Here is an 18,934-nt window from a genome sequence, read left to right as displayed (position 1 = left end):
AAGCGGCGGGTGGGAACGCGTGGGCTCGAGAGCCCACCCTACGCGACGTTCGAACTTAATTTGCCGACTTGCCGACCGTACCGCCCACGGCGCCCTTGGCGTCGCGGTCCACCGCCGGCGTCAAGGATGCCGTCATCGCGGCCTTGTCGGCCTGGTCGAGCTTGCCCTCGTTCCACACCACGTAGTCGTCGATCGAATACAGGTGGCAGGGCTTGCTGCTTTTGGCCGAGCAGGTGGCCAGCGCGCGGCCTTCCGGGTCCTCGCCTTCTTCGGCCCAGGTCCAGGCGCCGGTGGGCGAGACCGCGAACGCGCGCGGGGTCAGCTTGGTCAGGTAGTCGCGGTAGGCGCGGCGGCCGTTGTCGGTCAGGAAGGGCACGGCGTCCACGTCGTCCACCTTCGCGTAGTCGGTTTTGGGCGGCTGCGGCGGCTCGGGCACGTTGTACAACACCTTGGTCGGCATGCCGACCTGCTTGAGGAATTCCTCGGCCTCGGAGAGCCACACCTTTTCGCCGTCGCGGCTGGCGAGCATGCCGTGCGCGTCGCGCTTGAAGGTGCCGTACTCGACCAGCTTGCCCTGGCCGCCGGCCAGCAGGTAGGCGTCGTGCATGCGCGTGGCCAGCTCCGGCCCGAACAGCGAATCGTTGGCGCCGTACATCCACAGGCTGGGGATCTTGGCGTTGGCGCCGTAGTTGGCGTAGGCGCTCACCAGCTCGCGCTGCCACGCGCATTCCTCGTCGCGCAGGCCGCCGGCAAAGTTGAGCAGGCCGCGCACGCCCGGCAGCTGCTGGGTGCCCAGCGCGATCGTGGCCAGCCCGCCGTAGGACTGGCCGGCGATCACGATGCGCTGCGGGTCCACCCAAGTCTGCTCGCGTGCGTAGTTGAGCGCGTCGAGGATGTCGCTGGCCTGGCTGTAGCCGTTGGCGGTCATGTCGCAGCCGTGGTCGCGGTAGCGGCCGGTCGAGCTGGCAAAGCCCTGGCGCATCGGCACGATCACGGCATAGCCGCGCGCCACGAAGGCGTGCGCCATATGATAGAAGCGGTCGCGCGGCTGCTGGTCCGGGCGGCCCGGATCCTTGCCGTGGTTAATGATGAGCAGCGGGAACGGTCCCGGGCCGTTCGGCGTGAATACCGTGGTCTCCATCATGGCCTGGTGATCGGGCCCGGCCGGGATCAGCACGATGTGCTCGTTCAGGCGGTAGTCGAGCTGGAGCTCTTGTTCAATTGCCAAGCCCGGCAGCAGGGCGATTGCGGCGACGAGGGCGGATGTAATCTTGCGAACAGAAGGACGGACTCGGATCATGGAAACTCTAGGTGTCGGGGGGCGATTTGTAACAAATTGCCGAGCGGCATGAACTTGATTCTAGGCACCTAGAAAAAGCGGAGCAATATCCAATAGATCAGTTCCGGAAGTAAATTTTCGCGTGGTGCCAAATTTGCTACGGCTGGCTGGGACTGGGGACGCGCCAAGTGGACAGAAGGGCAAGACGACAGGCCGGGGAGGGCCGATGAGCAGGTTTGCGCCGCGCGACTGGCATCCGGACGAGCGCCCGATGCTGCCGGGCTCGCCGTCCACGCCCGCGCATCCGCCGCTGGTGCGTGTGGCCTATTTCCTGGTCGGCGCGCTCCTCACGCTCACGGGCGGGCTGGGCAACGCGCTGGTCACCGCCAACCTGGTCAACCTGCAGGGCACGCTGGGCGCCTACGCCACCGAGACCAACTGGCTGCCAGCCGCGTTCGTGATGACCAACGCCTCGATGAACCTGCTGCTGGTGAAATTCCGCCAGCAGTTCGGGCTGCGCGCGTTCACCGAACTGTTCCTGGTGCTGTACGCGCTGGTGACGTTCGCGCACCTGTTCGTGGGCGAGCTGGGCTCGGCGATCGCGGTGCGCGCCGCGCACGGCATGGTGGGCGCGGCGCTCTCCACGCTTGGGCTGTACTACACGCTGCAGGCCTTCCCCAAGCCGGTCCGCTTCCGCGGTACCGTGGTCTCGCTGGGCATCGCGCAACTGCCACTGCCGCTGGCTTACATCTTTTCGAGCGAGCTGCTGCAGTTCGGCGAGTGGCATGGCCTGTATGTGTTCGAGCTCGGGCTCACGTTGCTGGCGCTGGCCTGCGTGCTGGCGCTGCCGCTGCCGCCGGGCGACCACTACAAGGCGTTCCGCCCGCTCGACTTCGTGACCTTTGCGCTGTTTGCGCCGGGCGTGGCGCTGCTGTGCGCCGGGCTGACCTTCGGCCGCGTGCTGTGGTGGACCGACGCGCCCTGGGTCGGGCTGGCGCTGGCCGGCTCGCTGGTGCTGATCCTGGCTGCCTTCTTCGTCGAGCACACGCGGCGCACGCCCTTGCTCAATATTCGCTGGCTGACCAACGGCAGCATCCTGCGGCTGGCGCTGGGCATGCTGCTGGTGCGCGTGGTGCTGGCCGAGCAGGGCGTGGGCGCGGTGAACTTCATGCGGCAGGTGGGCCTGAACAACGACCAGCTGGCGACCCTGTTCACCGTGGTGCTGCTGTCCACCATCGCCGGCATCGTGGTGGCCGCGACCACCACCAGCCTGCAGCACCTGCTGGCGCCGCAGGCGATCGCGCTGGTGATCATGGCGCTGGGCGCGTTCATCGACTCGCATGCCACCAGCCAGACCCGGCCTGAACAGATGTACATCAGCCAGGGCATGCTGGGCTTTGGCGGCGCGCTGTTCCTGGGGCCGCTGGTGGTGTCGCTGATCGGGCAGGTGATCGCGAACCCCGGCAACCTGATCAGCTTCTCGGTGTTGTTCAGCCTGACGCAGAACCTGGGCGGGCTGATCGGCACCTCGCTGCTGGGCACCTTCCAGGTCTGGCGCGAGAAGTACCACTCGAACGTGCTGGTCGAGCAGCTGTCGGCGCTGGACCCGGACGTGATCGCGCGCCTGCAGGCCGGCAGCGCCGCGTTTGCGCGCGCCACCACCGACCCGGCCGCGCGCGCGCGCCTGGGCCTGTCCTCGCTTGCCGCAAGCGCCACGCGCGAGGCCAATGTGCTGGCCTATGACGATGTGTTCCTGCTCATTGCCCTCATCGCCTCGCTGCACGCGCTGTGGGTGTTCGGGCGCGGCGCGTGGCTGAGCTATGTCGCGCCACCGGCGCCGGCCGCGGCCCCCGCCGCCCCGGGCGCCAAACCAGAACCCGAACAGGTGACCGACTGACATGGCCGACGCATTGACCTCTCCCGCACCGGTCAACCCGGCCCGCAGCCTGCTGCTTAACGCGCTCATGTTCGGCAGCCTCGCGCTGGTGGGCGTGCTGATCGTGCTGTACGCGTGGAACCTGCCGCCGTTTCACAGCGCGGTCGAGAGCACCGAGAACGCAATGGTCCACGGGCAGATCACGCTGATCAGCCCCCAGCTGTCGGGCTACGTGGTCGAGGTCAAGGTGCAGGACTTCCAGCAGGTGCGTGCGGGCGAACTGCTGATGCGCATCGACGACCGCATCTACCACCAGCGCCTCGAGCAGGCGCGCGCGCAGCTGGCCACGCAGCAGGCGGCGCTGGCCAACTACGCGCAGACGCATGCCAGCGCGCAGGAGACGATCGCCCAGAACGAGGCTGCGCTGGCCTCGGCGCTGGCGCAGGAGCGCAAGGCCAGGGCCGACCTGGCGCGGGTGGAGGAGCTGGCGGCCGACGGTTCGTTGTCGGTGCGCGAACGCGACGCGGCGCGCGCGGCCGCCGCTCAGGCGTCGGCGGCGGCCCGGCAGGCCAGGGCCGCGCTCGGGATCGCGCGCCAGAACTTCACGTCCGTCGGCGTGAACCGCGCCTCGCTCGAGGCGGCCGTCGCGGGCGCCCGGGCGGCCGTACGGCTGGCCGAGATCGACCTGTCGAACACCCGCATCGTGGCCCCGCGCGACGGCCAGCTGGGGCAGGTCAGCGTGCGGCTGGGCGCCTACGTCAACGCCGGCACCCAACTGACCGCGCTGGTGCCGCCGCAGCTGTGGGTGATCGCCAACATGAAGGAAACCCAGATGGCCAACGTGCGCCTTGGCCAGCCGGTCACGTTCACGGTCGATGCACTGGACAGCGCCAGGCTGCGCGGACATGTGGAGCGCATTTCGCCCGCCACCGGCTCGGAATTCGCGGTGCTCCCGCCGGATAACGCGACCGGAAACTACGTCAAGATCGCCCAGCGCATCCCGGTGCGCATCAGCGTCGATCCGGGCCAGCAGCTGGCCGCGCGGCTGCGGCCCGGCATGTCGGTGGTGGCCAGCATCGACACCGGCGCCAAGGGGCAGCAATGAAGCTTGCTGCGGTCGTGCTGGCGGCGCTGCTGGCCGGATGCAGCCTGCCGCGCCACCCCGCGCCTGCGCCCACGCTGCAGGTGCCGGCGCACTGGCGCACCGCGGTCGGCCCGGGCGCGGCGGTGGAGCGCGACTGGTGGCAGGCCTTCCATGATCCCGCGCTGGCAAACCTGGTGCAGCAGGCGCTCGCGCGCAATGCCGACGTGCGCACGGCGCAGGCGCGCCTGCAGGAGTACCTGGCGCGCATCACGGTGGCGGCAAGCGGCCAGTGGCCCACGCTGACCGCCGGCGGCGGCCCGTCGCGCGCGGAAGCCATCGGCTCGACCGGAGCGGCCACGGTCGTGACCTCGGTGACGGCCGGCGTGCAGGCCAGCTACGAGATCGACGTGTTCGGCCGGGCCGCGGCAACCACGCGCGCAGCGCGGCTGGATTACCAATCGCAGCAGGCGCTGGCCGATGCAACCGCGCTGTCGGTGGCGGCCAATACCGCCAATGGCTACCTGAACCTGCGTGGGCTCGATGCCCAACTCGAGCTGGCCCGTGCCACGCTCGCCTCGCGCCGGCGCTCGCTCGACCTGGCGCGGCGCCAGTTCGAAGTCGGCTATTCGTCGCGGCTGGAGCTGGCACAGGCCGAGGCGGAATACCGCACCACCGCCGGCGTGTTGCCGCAGCTGGAGCGTTCGATCGCGCTGCAGGAAAACGCGCTGGCGCTCCTGGCAGGCGCGAACCCCGGCCCGGTCGCGCGCGGCCTGCCGCTGGCCGAGCTGGCCCCGCCGGCCATCGCGCCGTGGCTGCCGTCGCAGCTGGTGCGGCGCCGTCCCGACGTGGCCGCGGCGGAGAGCGCGGTTGCCGCTGCCGACGCCAGCCTTGCCGTCGCGCGCGACCAGTTGCTGCCGTCGATCCGCATCTCGGCGGCGCTGTCGGCCGCGGGCTCGAACCTGCCGGAACTGCTGAGCAACCCGACAGCCCTGTGGTCGATCGGCGGCAGCATCCTGGCGCCCGTGTTCGACGCCGGCCGCTTGCGCGCCCAGACCGACATCGCGGCATCGGTGCGCGACCGCGCCGTGTTCGCGTACGAAGCCACCGTGCGCAACGCCTTTGCCGAAACCGACAACGCGCTGGCCAGCATCCGCCGGCTGGGCGAGCAGATCACCGAAGCGGAGGCGCGCCGGGTGGCGGCGGCCGAGGCGCTGCGCATTGCGCACAACCGCTATGCGAACGGCTACGCCTCGTACCTGGAAGAGCTGGATGCGCAGCGCAACCTGTTCACCGCCGAGCAAACCGTGCTGCAGCTGCGCGCAAGCCTGCTGGGCGCGCACGTGGACCTGTACCGCGCGCTTGGCGGCGGCTGGGCTCCGGCGCGCTGAGCCGCCGTGCGCACGGCGCTGTCCAATGTGGTTAAAATGGCCAGATTGCCGTTCAACTTGTAGGAGGACTTCATGGTCAGGATTGGTGTAATCGTCGGCAGCACGCGCCCGGGCCGCAAGGCGCTGGACGTGGCCAAATGGGTGATGGACATCGCCAGGCTGCGTTCGGATGCGGCGTTCGAGTTGGTGGACATTGCGGACTTCAACCTGCCGCTGCTGGACGAGCCGGTGCCGCCGTCGATGGGCCAGTATTCCAAGCCGCACACCAAGGCCTGGGCCGAAAAGATCGGCCAGTACGATGGCTTCGTGTTCGTCACCCCCGAGTACAACCACGGCACGTCGGGCGCGCTGAAGAACGCGATCGACTTCCTGTACAAGGAGTGGAACAACAAGGCCGCCGGTTTCGTCGGCTACGGCAGCGCGGGCGGGGCGCGCGCGATCGAGAGCCTGCGCCTGGTCATGGGCGAGCTGATGGTGGCCGACGTGCGCGCGCAGGTGATGCTGTCGCTGTTCACCGATTTCGAAAACTTCGCCACCTTCAAGCCGGCCGCGCACCACGAGAAGTCCGTCAACGCCATGCTCGACCAGGTCGTCGCCTGGAGCGGCGCGCTGCAGGGACTGCGCGGCAAGCAGGGCTGACAGGGCTGCTACAATCGGCGGCCCTGAACACCCGTGCCGCCGCATGACCGCTACCGTTCCGACCCGCCGCGCCACTTGCGGCGCCTGCCTGCGCCCGCGAAGCGCCTGCGTGTGCGCGGCGGTCGCGCGTGTAGAGACGCCGGTCGAGCTGCTGGTGCTGCTGCATCCGCTGGAAGCCGGCAACGCGAAAAACAGCGGCCGGCTGCTGCACCTGTGCGTGCCGGGCAGCCGCATCGAAGTGGGCGAGGCATTCGACCCGGCGGCGCTCGAGGAGATGCTGCATGCCGGCGGCCGCGTGCCGCTGCTGCTGTATCCGCCCACGCCCGCGCAGGCAGGCGTCGCGCAGCCGCCCGGGCTCGATCGTGCGCTGCTGTCATCGCCGCAGCGCCTGCGCCTTGTCGTGCTGGATGCCACCTGGCGCAAGAGCCGCAAGATGTTGTATCTGAATCCCGCCTTGCAGAAGCTGCCCCGGCTGGCCCTGTCGGAGGTGCCGGCGTCGGCATACCGGATACGCAAGGCGCACGCGCCGCACCAGTTGTCCACGTTCGAAGCCGCGGCGTACGCGCTGCGCCAGGTGACGTGCGACGAGCAGGCATGTCAAACCTTGCTGATGGCCTTCGACAACTTCGTTGCACAACAGGCAGCGTTCGCGAATCGCGCTTGAATTCGCGGTAAGCGCGGCGTAAGATACTGTATAAACGTACAGTGCAGGTGGTGCCGTGGCAGAGCGCGAGCGACAAATTGACAGGGAGGGTATCGAGGCGCAGCCCATGCTCCCGCCGCGTCCGCTTGCCGCGCGCAAGGGGCGCGGCGCCGTCTCCAACATCCAGGGCCGTTACGAGCTGGACCAGCGCGAGCGTTTCGACGACGGCTGGGCTGCGGACGGCGAGGACGAAGCGCCGGCATTCCGTACGGTTGTCACGGACGAATACGCCAAAAGCATCCTCACGCGCAACGCGTCTCCCGATGTGCCGTTCAATGTGTCGCTCAATCCCTACCGCGGTTGCGAGCACGGCTGCATCTATTGTTTTGCGCGGCCCACGCACAGCTACCTGGGCCTGTCGCCGGGGCTGGATTTCGAAACCCGGCTGTTTGCCAAGGTCAACGCGCCGGACCTGCTGCGGCGCGAGCTGGCGTCGCCTTCGTACGTGCCCGAGCACATTGCCATTGGCGTCAATACCGACGCCTACCAGCCGTGCGAGCGGCAGCGCCGGATCACGCGCCAGGTGCTCGAGGTGCTGCACGAGTGCAACCATCCTGTCGGGCTGATCACGAAAAACGCCTTGATCGAGCGCGACATCGACCTGCTCGCGCCCATGGCCGAAAAGCGGCTGGCGTGCGCGGCCATTACGCTCACCACGCTCGACCCCGAGATCGCCCGCACGCTCGAGCCGCGCGCGGCCGCGCCGGCGCGCCGGCTGCGCGCCATCCGCACACTGGCCGAGGCGGGCATTCCGGTCAGCGTGTCGGTGGCGCCCATCATCCCCTTCGTCACCGAGCCCGAAATCGAAAAGATCCTCGAGGCCGCGCGCGATGCTGGTGCGGTTGGCGCGCATTATGTGGTGCTGCGCCTGCCCTGGGAAGTCAATCCCCTGTTCAAGGAATGGCTCGAAGCCCATTTCCCGGAGCGCGCCGCGCGCGTGATGAACCGCGTGCGCGACATGCGCGGCGGCAAAGACTACGACAGCGACTTTTCCAAACGCATGCACGGGGAGGGCGTCTGGGCCGACCTGATCCAGCAACGGTTTGCCAAGACGGTGGAGCGGCTGGGCATGGGCGGTTTGCGCGGGCGTTTCGAGAAACTGGACGTGTCGCAGTTCCGGCGGCCGCTGGTCGTGCCTCCCGCGGCTGGCAAGCAGACGGGCAACGCGACCGGGCAGCTGGATTTGTTCTGAAAGAAGCGGCTCGACCGTCGAGAGGCAGCACCCCTACGCGTGGGTCAATCTAACTCGGGGCGACCTTGGCGGAATTCACACGATTTCTTCGTACCTCAGCTCTCTGCAAAGAGCGGTAGAGTGGATCGGGCTTGTCTACGGAAAGCAATTCGGTACCACGTCTCACGGGCCGAGGCATGCTTATGGCCAAAGGGCGCGGCAGGCGGGTGTCGGTGAGATCATCCTCCAGCGCGTCATGCACCACTGTTCGCCGGAAAGCCAGCGGGTCTACACACAACCAGAACTACGGGAAGTGGCCGATGCGCTCGATCGCGCTACGGAAAGACTCGGCAATGGTACGGCCGCGCCCGAAGGACACTGACCCGCACTCACAGAAGTTAGATGAATGGCGAATTACACCAATCACAGGAACAACCTTTATCGCCAGAACTTTGTGCGAAGATCGAAACGCGATTTCGGGACGGCGTCCCAAAGATGCAGATTGCGCGAGAGTTAGGGATATCGCACTCTGTTGTACGCAAATACACCGCGCCGATGCCATGGGGAGTGCCAAGTTCGGTGAAGGAAGAAGCTAAGCGCCTGCTCGATGAGGGCAATACCATATCGCAGAGCGCTAAACGCCGGCTTGGTCGAACCCCGGATTGAATTGTCAATGGAGGACGACCGTCAACTGATGCGGGTCCAGCGTCTCTATCCGGAACTTGAAGAATGGCGGACCTATGCAGCCCAGTGGTACGGAATCGTCGAGGGGAACTTTGCGATTGCCTGCGCGGGAATTAACCGTTTCATCAACTACTTGGCCAAGAACCAGCTATTCCCACGGCCCGCAGACTACTTCCTGCGGAAAAATGCAAAGCTCATACCTAGCTTCTTCGAGTGCGAATGCGCGCAGTCCGATCATGGGGCCGCGATGAACAATTGCGTCGCTGATTTTCTCGACTGGGTCCTTATCCAGCCCGAGTTCGCAGATCTTGATGAAGATTCCCCAACGACTCTCCCCATATTCCGGAGCCCGCTGAATCGCGTTAACCGCGCAGAGCACAGACCAAGAAGAGGCTCCGAGTCGAATAAGCAAGTCATGCCTTATTGGATGATCCACGACCTGCGCCGACGGGTTGCACAGGGACCGTACTTTCGCGACTGGGTGTGGGCGCAGGGGCTAGCCGGCAAGGCAAATGTCTTCGGTGACAAGGAATCAAGCGATTTGTTTCCGGCCGATGAGGCGCGGCTCGACAAATCCGATCGCGACTGTGTGTGGCGCATCCGACAGCGCATTGATAAAGGCTCGGTGCTCGAAATGTGGAGCCCTGTGAGGTGGGTTGCGTGCTTGTTAAAGCTGCAGATCACCGCGCGCATGGGGCAGATTTGGACGAGGCTCCCCTCAACGATGCATTCGTAGGGCACGTCAATGACCAAGAACGCCTAACAAAACCTGTTACTTGCTCTGATGGCAACAAGCTCGTACACTGAGCCATGCCGACCGTCCACTATCGGCTAGGAGCGGACATTCGTAGGTGTCGGCTTTCTAGCTCTACCAAATTGGCAGGCGCCGCCGAGTGCGCACTTCCAAATCAATGGATAATATCGACAAGTTAAGCCTCGAACGAGGCTATCCTCCACTCCACCTTCATTCTGCCAACGCACAATGCAGTCAACCATCTTCGCTGTGAGTGATGACCCATTTTGCCTTTGGGAACGGGATGTGAAGCAGCGAAATCTCGAATTCCTCGACGGTTTGGATCCGGATTATTTTTACTACGTTCTAGAGACGCATTTGAACGCGGAAGACGAGAAGCGGGCCGTGATCGCGCTTCGTCAATCGCTGCACCACGCAATAGAGACGATGTTTTCATTGCTCGGCGCTTTTGTGCAGGCACCAGACTGTGTTTATGCGTGGATCGCGAAATGCTCCAATACTCAGCTCCGGGAGGTAGTAGGGCGGATAACACAAGGAGATCCAGAATTAGCTACGAAGCTAATAATTCCCGCGATCGATTGGAGGTCAATCGCAGCCGTGATCTTCGCCACGTATCTACCGGGCACAGAGCGTCAGAGCGACACTGTCGAAAGGTACGCGACTCTATGGGTAAGGTTATCGAGCGAGTTAACAAATGAAGCGCAGATCGACGAACATAACTCTTTGAAGCATGGCTTTCGCTTTCGCTCGGGTGGGTTCGCACTTGCCTTCGGTGTCGAGCCTGAATTTGGTGTATCTCCTCCAGAATCGGTAATGAGAACCTTAGGCGGTTCAACTTTTGGTGCAACTTTTTTCAAGATAGAAAAGCTCGGCCCAAAAAAGAGCAGTCCCCATATCCGGTCGCGCCGCACTTCAGTGAACTGGTCGCTGGAGCGAACGGCGCTTCTTCTTCAGCTTGCGCATATGTCCATCTGCAATGTCATATCTGCCCTAAGGATTGTTAACGGTGTTCCGCCAGCCGAATGTAAATTTTTGAGGCCTCAGCATGACTCCGATTTCGAGCGGCCTTGGCTGTACAGCACCGGAGTTACGAGCATGAATCTTGATTTCACAATTGACGAACAACGGCTCTCCGAGGTGACCAAGTCAGAGTTGCTCGAGCGGTTACGTAAAAAAAATAGGCAGGCCGATGAATGAGTTTCGCTTGGGTATCCAACTAAAGCGTCAATAACTGTAACGCGAGAAGTGGTGTCGTGCCACCAAACAGCGTCCCAATTCGCCCTGTCCTCGAAAAAATGAATAGTATGACAGCAAGCCAAGCACGAAATCATCATTGGGTTCCGCAATGTTATTTGAAGGGGTTTGCGAAAAGCCCCAGCAAGAATGCCAAGCTCTACGTCGTTGACAAAGTGTCTCATACAGCATTCACGGCTAGCCCGCGAAACGTCGCGTGTGCGCGCGACTTCAACCGGATCGACGCGGAGGGAGTAGCGCCGGACCATGTCGAATCCGGATACGCGAAGTTCGAGAGTTTGGTGGCGCCGGCGCTGCGCCGCATGAGCGACAGCCGGAACTTCGGTAACGCGGAGGACCACAACCTTGTGCTGAACCTAGTGGCTTTGTTGGCCGTCCGGACACCACGTATGCGCGAGAACGTCCGCGATTTCCATGAGCGAGTTGCCCGACAGATGATGTCTCTAACCGTTGCCAGCAAAGTGCGCTATGAAGCTACCTTCGAACGCGCGGTCGAGGACGGCTATATCGATAAGGATAGGTCGGTGAGTTACGAGGATATGAGAGACTTTGTGGACCGAGGTGAGTACACCATCGAAGTTGCCACTACGCGCCATGTCGACAACGAACTGAATCTCGTGGATACCGTTTTACCGCTCTTGGGACGGCGCACTTGGACGCTTATTCGAGCACAACCCGGCACTGGCGGGTTCGTCACTTCGGACCATCCTGTTGGGTTACAGTGGGCCGAACAAAAACCGCGTGGCTTTTTTTCGTCCCCCGGCTTTGGCTTGCGCGGCACAGAATTACTCTTCCCAATATCCCATGATTTGCTTATGGTGGGCCAATTTGAGGGAGTTGGCGGTGTACTCGAGGCAAACATGCATCAGGTGGCGTTCGCAAATACCGCCCTGATCTGGCATGCAACGCGTCAAGTATATGCGCGAGACGATAAGTTTTTCTACCTGCGCAATGATGGCGAGTTGAAACGTGGAAGTGACTTGGTGAAGGATCTCGAGCAGCAAATTCGTGTCTCCCCGCGCCGGCTTCGCTAGTTGCTGCTCGCCAAGCTGATTCATGTGCTAGACCTTGGCACAATGTCCGCCATGGAGCGTAAACCGACAATGAAATCCTGTTTGAGTGTATGCTTATGGCAACTTTAACGATGGGTGGATCATGACTAAACATCGAAACTCTCGCAAGCGCTCTCCGTTGCAGCATCAAAATCCAGCGGCACCTGGGCAAGCTGGAGAATCCTGCGATCAAGATCCTGGCATACGGCACGAGGCGACGTCGACGCTGGAGACGGCAGAGACTTCGCCGTACCCAACAAGGGCTGTACACCGCCGCGATTTCCTCTCGGCGGAGCTATTTGGCAATGAAGCGGGTGATGACGAGGACTTGGAAGTACTGAATAGTTACTTTCTTGATAAAGCTGATTTTGACCGATTCTATTCTCCAGATTGCAAACTGTCGATTGTCCGCTCGCGGAAAGGAGTAGGCAAATCGGCTTTATTAAAGCAGACATTGTACCGTCGCCAAAAAGCTCAGAAGGGCGAACTTCTAATATATGTAAAAGCCTCTGACCTGATTGCGCTGCAGGATGTGAAAACCGACACGCCCGCTGCACTTGTTTACGGGTGGCAGCAGCGAATTTGTACCCAGATAAATCTAGAGCTCGGCGCGATTCTGAATTTCGGGTTCACTGATGACAAGATGCTCCTAATCGAATCGTCGGAACTCGCTGGGTTTAGGAATAGGAATATTGTAGGCGCGCTGGTTGATCGATTAAAGATTAAAGGTTTAGGGGCTGAGGTGGAGCGATCTCGTGTCCCAATCTCAAATTCTCAAGCAGTTTTGGAACGAGTATTGGGCCAACATGAGATAACGGTGTGGCTATTTATAGACGATGTGGATTCAACATTCCTAAATACGGAGTCCGAACGTCTCAAAGCAAGCACCTTCTTTAGTGCTTGTCGAAATTTGGTGAGTGTGGTCAATGGACTGTGCATTCGAGCAGCAGTAAGAACTGACGTTTGGTCTGTGCTTGCACAGCACGACGAGGCTATGGATAAGTGCGAGCAGTATATGCTTGATCTCAGTTGGAGCACGGAAGAGACAGGAAGAATTCTACAAAATAAAATTCTGAGCTTTTTCCGAAGAACTTATCCTGATGACCCGCGTTATGCGGAGTTCAATCCTATTGAAGACGGACGTGCGATACGGAGGATTGTTTTCAAAGAACTTTTCCCTTGGGGAGCGGGTAGATTAGTAGACTCTTTCCGGCCTATTCACATCCTGTCTGCTGGGCGCCCTCGTTGGGCGGCTCAGCTCTGCAAATTGGCCGCGAAAGATGCATATCGCAGTATGAATTCGCTTATCACGGTTAATCATATTCACGATGTTATGCAGTCGTATGGTAAATTTCGCATCGACGATCTGTACAAAGAACACCGACATCAATGTGCGGTGTTAAAAGATATTGTCGAGTCGTTTAGCGGAGGGCGGAAACGATACGACACAGTACACCTTTTGGAGCATATTGCTGACAAAATAATACGGCGAATAGGAGTCCCGAACATTGATGGAGTAACTGCGCCTGATGGGCCCTTGACAGTTGCTCACTTCTTATTCAGATGTGGTTTTATCGCTGCTAGGGATGACAGCGATCCATCCGGCTTAGGTTTTGTTCACTTCGAAGACAGGCCCAATTTGTTAACATCACACGCAAATCTAGATGACGGTTTGGTTTGGGAAATTCACCCGAGTTATCGATATGTTTTGCGCATCCAAGGTAATCGTACTGCGGAAGGCTTTAGCTTTGACTAGAGCGCTCGGATAAGCAGACAGCCGAGCTGGTAGGAAGCGCCACTGCGGCCGGAGTCGCCGGGCGCACAGGGAGCGCGCTTTAGATCTGTTCGAGAACTGGATAGCAAGACCTTGCTGGCAACGATCACGCGCTGTACTTGACGACCTCGCGGACTTAGAATCTCCAGTCGAATCCTCGAAACTCCTGTTCGAGCAAGTCAGGGTCAGGCAGCCGCCTCCGATGAGCAGCGCGCAGGGCAGCCACCTCGTTCTCGATCAAAGCTTGCGGTTCCGCCAGTTGTAGTGCAAGGCGGCGACTGATGTCACTAGCGAAGTACTTTTGGAATATCGCGCGCCGCGACATACCTGGGCTAGCAGCACATTCTCGGTGTAGAGATGGAGCCCGGCACCGACCGCGAGTCCTGTCAAGACAAAGAAAACTGGCTCTTTCGTAAGCGCCCCTACGACAATAGCCGAGACCACGCCGGCAACCCACGACAGCCGGTGCAGGTGCGTGATCAGGCGCACGCGAGCTATCCGCTCGGCTCCGAGTGCTGCAAACACTTCATGCTGCAGTTCACTTTCCAATTTCCCCTCCGATGCGACGTCCCGAGTGAGCGATATTCTGTAACTTTGTGCGCCAGCACCTGGCTCTACGCCGCCTACGCCGCGCCAGCCCGCGCCAATTGCTCCCTGAGCCGTCTGTCGACATCGGACGGGAGCGGAGGAAGCCGCTGGGCGATTCTAGCGAGATCGGGGACCAAGTACTCGCGGACGCAATCGCAGAGGTAGATGAGTAACTGTGCGGCGGCTTCTGGGAACTGCACCACCAGGTCACTCTGGCGCAACGCCACCAGCAAGCTGCTGTGATCCAGTACGAGGTGCGGCGCCTGCACCGCCATTGCCACCGCCTCGGCGAACATGTCCCCCAAGTGAGCAACCCAATCTAGCATTTTCGCGATTTCACGCGCGTCGAGCGGGGAACCGACGCCGTCCAAACGCTGCTGCCAGTACCGCTTCAGCCAGCGCTCCCATAGCGCTCGTTTTGCCCCGGCGTCCATCGTGCGGAGAAAATTCCCAACGTACGCAGAGAAGGCGACTCGGTCACTGATCGCCCCGTCATGCATCAAGACAGGCAACAGGTCCTGCGTGGGGTCGTCGGCATAGAACACGGCAAGCGCGGCGCAAAATTCAATGAATCGCTGGCGTCGCGGCGCGCTCTCCTCGATACGGCGCAAGGCAGCGCCAAACGCAGGCAGCATCTCTCCTGCCAGCGCCTGGTTGAGCTGGCCCCATGCCAAGAAGCCGTCCCACGCCTGAGTGAACCTAGCGGCGTCCGAATCCGTGAAAAGTGGTAGCACCTTTTCGCGCGTCCAGACATCGTCCATACCAGACAGGAAAGCCACCTGGCTCGCGAGCAAGGCGCGGCCGTAGCCGCCTTTTGATCCCGGCTCGCTGAGCACGCTCTCGAACCAGCTCTTGTACGTGCCTGGCAGGTGCCGCTCATCGCCGGACTTCCCGTGCATGAGCACCGCCAAACTAGCAAGCCAGTATTCGACGATGACACCAGAGGGCCGGTTGATGGCAGCCGATAGCCAGTCGCGCACTTGCTGGTCAGTGTCGTTGACCTGCACTGCTTGCCAAGCACAGAACGCGACATCATTGGCCTCGTCCAGTAGCTCGAGCGCGAAGGGCTTGCCTCCATCCTTGACTAGTGCGTAAAGCAGTGCGGCGATATCAGAGCCGTGGGCGGCTTGCAGTTCTGGTCGCCTCACGATTGTGAGCAGTTCGCGCCACTCGCCGGCAGTAAGCCCGCTGTCGCGGAGTCCGCGAAACGCCGCGCCCCAAAGGTCTGAAGAGTACGCCTTGCTCGATGTCAGCGCGACCATGAGGCCGAAGCCCCACTGCGGCTGTTGTTTGCAGGCCGTGGTCACCGCCATGAGCATCCCGGGCCGGCCCGGCCCGAAAAACTGGGTGCCCTTGAAATGCAATAGCGGGTCAAGCTGGTCTTGTGCCGGCGTAGCCAGGAGTTGTTCGGGTGGCCACGGGCTCTCACTGCCGACAGAACGCGTCATGCCGCTGTAGTGCTTGAACTCCGGGTGATCCTCCGGTTCCCATTCCGGATGCCGCTGCTTGATTGGCGCCAAAGCTGCGCGGGCGTACCCGCAGTCGGGCCGCGCCTTGAGGAGCCAGGACAGCCAAGCGAAGTGCGCCCAGTCCGTCATCTGCTCCGTAGACCAGTCCACGGCGGCCGGAACCTCAATAGCAACGACGGCGTCGACCACTACCTTTCGCACCTCGTCGCTCGCCAACGGGTAACTCAGCGCGACCGCACGGTACACCTCATGGTGCTCCATGGTGCCAGCAAGACCCACACGGTGCAGTACCCAGCGTAAGCGGTCGTCAGCGGACATTCCGTCCAAGTTCGTGGTCGCGTGGATCGCGAGCCGCCGCAGCAGGGATACCGTCATGTTGACGCTCTCAAGCCAGGCGTCGACGAGCAGCGGGCGCCGGTCGGCAAGATGTTCCAACGCGTCGCGTGCTGCGTCAATGAGAACGTCAATTGGTTCTGGGAACTGGTCCTGCTCGTGCTGCTCGATGGCGGAGCGGTGATAGCTAAGCGGGTCCCATTCGTCCGATACCATGCTCCAGGTCGCCAGATCTTGTTGGATTTCTTCCAGCGATCGGGTCACTGCGGACAGCAAAGTATGGGCATTCACCGACAAGTTCGGCTTGACGTGATCGGTCCACAACTCGGAGAGCAAGTGGACATCGCAGCCCAGCACACACTCGGCGTCCAGACGGCGCGATGGAACCTCATCTGGGTCGTCGGCAACCCGATTGTTGGGGTTGAGACGAGTTTCGTGCTGGCACAGGTATAAGAAAATTTTAAGCACGAGTGAACGCTCGTCGGCCCGCGCACATTTCTTGGCGAGCCAAACCAAGTGATGTGGCTCTGCTTCCGCAGGCCGTGCCGCAAGCAGGATCGTTACCCATCGTTCTAGCGCTCGCGAGGCGAGGGGCGATTCCTGGTCCAAGCCGATCTTGAGCGCGATTGCGGTCCAAAGAGCAGCGTTCAGCCGTCCTCGGTGTATCGCAATGAGTTCGAAGAGTTCGTCAGCTTGCTCAAGGACGAAATTGTCGGTCAGCCACGTCATCAGCAGTGTGTCGCGGTCGCTCAAAGCCCCGGACCCGAACAGCGCGTCGAGGTGGCCGCGTGCACCCAGCCAGCGGAGCCACAGCGGACCACGGGCCGCGCGTAACAGAAAGCGTGTCGTATGGACTTCGCGAAGTCCCTGTTCGATTTCATCTGCCACCTCGTCGTCAACTGGCGGTACGCCGGTCCCCAATTCGGTCAGCCGCTGCTGCCAATCGAGGACTCCGCGCGAAGACAACTCGGCAAGTTTGTGGAGGCCGTCTTCCAGTTCCTTGTACTTGTTCCCCCCTTCAGCCAACCCGAACCTGATTGGTGTGATTCCGAGTGCTTTCCAGTTGCCTTCCTTTTCCGGCAGGCTCAGGGCGAATCGACCGGCAACGCTATCGGCCGGCAGGGCACGTGCAAGGTAATTCATGACCACGTCGTCGTGGCTGTAGCCTACAAACAGGACGGTATAGCGGCGGAACACCTCTACGAGAAAGCGTCGCGCCCAGCCTTCCGTCAGGTAAGCCCGGCCGAAATCGGCATCCGTGAGCACCAGGCCGGCCGGTTGGGTGAGCGCACCGTGGACATGTACGATCCCACTGAAATCGCTGCCTCGCGGCAGAGCCGGCGCCCGGTACAGGTCTGGCATTTGCCCGAATACCGCGATCGACGCGGCCCCGAAGTGGGGGTCGAAGTTTGTCGTGACGATCCTGACCCGGTCGACAGTTCCAAAAATCTTGATCAAATCTCGATGGAGCGCCTTCGGTTGGCTCTCTGGCGCGGACAACCGCTCCGCAGCACGCTTGTGGACAGGCACGCCGCGGAGGTCCAAGTGCCCGAGAAAGCGGTCCAGTGGCTCTTCTACGGTACTGCCAGTCCCGCCAGCAATGGATTCGGCCAGCGCTCGGAAGTCCGGCAGGTTCGACGGCGGCCCCATCGATACTCCGGCACCGGCGAACACGACCAGTGTACCGTCGCGGGCGGCGTCGAGTATCCGATTGTCGAAGTTGATCGAGCCGAGCTTGGGCATCACCGTCCGCGCCAAAGGAAAGGCAATAATTTCGCACAAGCATGGATTCTAGGCAAGAGGTAACCGGGCGAGGGCCACATACTACATAGTTGTTTGGGCGAGCGAGACGCCCTGTCGGGGCGACATTCAGCCAACATGGCAGTTGCAACTATGTGCATAACTGGGTAAGACGGATTGGTTGCGAGCACGGCTGCATCTATTGTTTCGCGCGGCCCACGCACAGCTACCTGGGCCTGTCGCCGGGGCTGGATTTCGAAACCCGGCTGTTTGCCAAGGTCAACGCGCCGGACCTGCTGCGGCGCGAGCTGGCGTCGCCTTCGTACGTGCCCGAGCACATTGCCATTGGCGTCAATACCGACGCCTACCAGCCGTGCGAGCGGCAGCGCCGGATCACGCGCCAGGTGCTCGAGGTGCTGCACGAGTGCAACCATCCTGTCGGGCTGATCACGAAAAACGCCTTGATCGAGCGCGACATCGACCTGCTCGCGCCCATGGCCGAAAAGCGGCTGGCGTGCGCGGCCATTACGCTCACCACGCTCGACCCCGAGATCGCCCGCACGCTCGAGCCGCGCGCGGCCGCGCCGGCGCGCCGGCTGCGCGCCATCCGCACACTGGCCGAGGCGGGCATTCCGGTCAGCGTGTCGGTGGCGCCCATCATCCCCTTCGTCACCGAGCCCGAAATCGAAAAGATCCTCGAGGCCGCGCGCGATGCTGGTGCGGTTGGCGCGCATTATGTGGTGCTGCGCCTGCCCTGGGAAGTCAATCCCCTGTTCAAGGAATGGCTCGAAGCCCATTTCCCGGAGCGCGCCGCGCGCGTGATGAACCGCGTGCGCGACATGCGCGGCGGCAAAGACTACGACAGCGACTTTTCCAAACGCATGCACGGGGAGGGCGTCTGGGCCGACCTGATCCAGCAACGGTTTGCCAAGACGGTGGAGCGGCTGGGCATGGGCGGCTTGCGCGGGCGTTTCGAGAAGCTCGACGTGTCGCAGTTCCGGCGGCCCCTGGTCGTGCCTCCCGCGGCTGGCAAGCAGACGGGCAACGCGACCGGGCAGCTGGATCTGTTCTGAAAGAAACGGCGGGATTGGCGCTCCCCGGCCGGATCGGCTACGATTGCTGGTTGGAAAATCCAGGAACAGGCTT

14 protein-coding genes are annotated in these 18,934 nt (G+C 62.2%); 11 read left to right on the top strand and 3 right to left on the bottom strand.

The window, feature by feature from the left end; all coding sequences use genetic code 11:
* Positions 1-55 precede the first annotated feature (55 nt).
* A complete protein-coding gene (locus NX774_RS03895) occupies positions 56-1,228 on the bottom strand; it encodes an alpha/beta hydrolase family protein (RefSeq protein WP_258820844.1) in 1,173 nt (390 codons plus the stop codon).
* A gap of 277 nt (positions 1,229-1,505) precedes the next feature.
* On the opposite strand from NX774_RS03895, the gene NX774_RS03890 reads away from it, so the two are divergent.
* The 10 genes from NX774_RS03890 to NX774_RS03845 all read left to right on the top strand — a co-directional run bounded on the left by NX774_RS03890 (position 1,506) and on the right by NX774_RS03845 (position 13,640).
* Positions 1,506-3,176: an efflux MFS transporter permease gene (locus NX774_RS03890; protein WP_258820843.1), complete on the top strand. Its 1,671-nt coding sequence runs from the start codon at positions 1,506-1,508 to the stop codon at positions 3,174-3,176.
* A 1-nt stretch (position 3,177) separates the two neighbouring features.
* Positions 3,178-4,260, top strand: coding sequence for an HlyD family secretion protein (locus NX774_RS03885; protein ID WP_258820842.1), 1,083 nt, complete (start codon positions 3,178-3,180; stop codon positions 4,258-4,260).
* The gene (locus NX774_RS03880; protein ID WP_258820841.1) at positions 4,257-5,627 is read left to right on the top strand and encodes an efflux transporter outer membrane subunit; all 1,371 of its coding nucleotides are present in this window, start codon (positions 4,257-4,259) and stop codon (positions 5,625-5,627) included. Before NX774_RS03885 ends, NX774_RS03880 begins: the two co-directional genes overlap by 4 nt.
* A 72-nt stretch (positions 5,628-5,699) precedes the next feature.
* Positions 5,700-6,266: an NADPH-dependent FMN reductase gene (locus NX774_RS03875; protein WP_258820840.1), complete on the top strand. Its 567-nt coding sequence runs from the start codon at positions 5,700-5,702 to the stop codon at positions 6,264-6,266.
* A gap of 43 nt (positions 6,267-6,309) precedes the next feature.
* Entirely contained in the window at positions 6,310-6,930 is a 621-nt protein-coding gene (locus NX774_RS03870; RefSeq protein ID WP_258820839.1) for a tRNA-uridine aminocarboxypropyltransferase, read from the top strand.
* A gap of 106 nt (positions 6,931-7,036) precedes the next feature.
* The gene (locus NX774_RS03865; protein WP_258820838.1) at positions 7,037-8,161 is read left to right on the top strand and encodes a PA0069 family radical SAM protein; all 1,125 of its coding nucleotides are present in this window, start codon (positions 7,037-7,039) and stop codon (positions 8,159-8,161) included.
* A 652-nt stretch (positions 8,162-8,813) separates the two neighbouring features.
* Positions 8,814-9,560: a VPA1269 family protein gene (locus NX774_RS03860; protein ID WP_258820837.1), complete on the top strand. Its 747-nt coding sequence runs from the start codon at positions 8,814-8,816 to the stop codon at positions 9,558-9,560.
* Positions 9,561-9,806: 246 nt separating this feature from the next.
* Positions 9,807-10,775 carry a hypothetical protein gene (locus NX774_RS03855; RefSeq protein WP_258820836.1) on the top strand — a complete coding sequence of 323 codons (969 nt, stop codon included), beginning with the start codon at positions 9,807-9,809 and terminating at the stop codon, positions 10,773-10,775.
* Between the two features lie 107 nt (positions 10,776-10,882).
* Positions 10,883-11,866 (top strand): DUF4238 domain-containing protein, encoded by a 984-nt coding sequence (locus NX774_RS03850; RefSeq protein ID WP_258820835.1) that lies wholly within the window; start codon positions 10,883-10,885, stop codon positions 11,864-11,866.
* 121 nt (positions 11,867-11,987) lie between these two features.
* Positions 11,988-13,640, top strand: coding sequence for a P-loop ATPase, Sll1717 family (locus NX774_RS03845; RefSeq protein WP_258820833.1), 1,653 nt, complete (start codon positions 11,988-11,990; stop codon positions 13,638-13,640).
* A 255-nt stretch (positions 13,641-13,895) separates the two neighbouring features.
* Here the strand turns inward: NX774_RS03845 and NX774_RS03840 are convergent, their stop codons facing one another.
* Positions 13,896-14,207, bottom strand: a complete 312-nt coding sequence (locus NX774_RS03840; RefSeq protein ID WP_258820831.1) for a hypothetical protein — start codon at positions 14,205-14,207, stop codon at positions 13,896-13,898.
* Positions 14,208-14,281: 74 nt separating this feature from the next.
* Complete coding sequence (locus NX774_RS03835; RefSeq protein ID WP_258820829.1) at positions 14,282-17,830, bottom strand: DUF4020 domain-containing protein; 3,549 nt, start codon at positions 17,828-17,830, stop codon at positions 14,282-14,284.
* A gap of 113 nt (positions 17,831-17,943) precedes the next feature.
* On the opposite strand from NX774_RS03835, the gene NX774_RS03830 reads away from it, so the two are divergent.
* Positions 17,944-18,861 (top strand): PA0069 family radical SAM protein, encoded by a 918-nt coding sequence (locus tag NX774_RS03830; RefSeq protein ID WP_258820827.1) that lies wholly within the window; start codon positions 17,944-17,946, stop codon positions 18,859-18,861.
* Positions 18,862-18,934 lie beyond the last annotated feature (73 nt).

The organism is Massilia agilis (genome assembly GCF_024756255.1).
GTDB lineage: Bacteria > Pseudomonadota > Gammaproteobacteria > Burkholderiales > Burkholderiaceae_D > Telluria > Telluria agilis.
The sequence above is the reverse complement of the archived record's forward strand: the minus strand, read 5'-3'. Positions and strand labels throughout refer to the sequence as shown.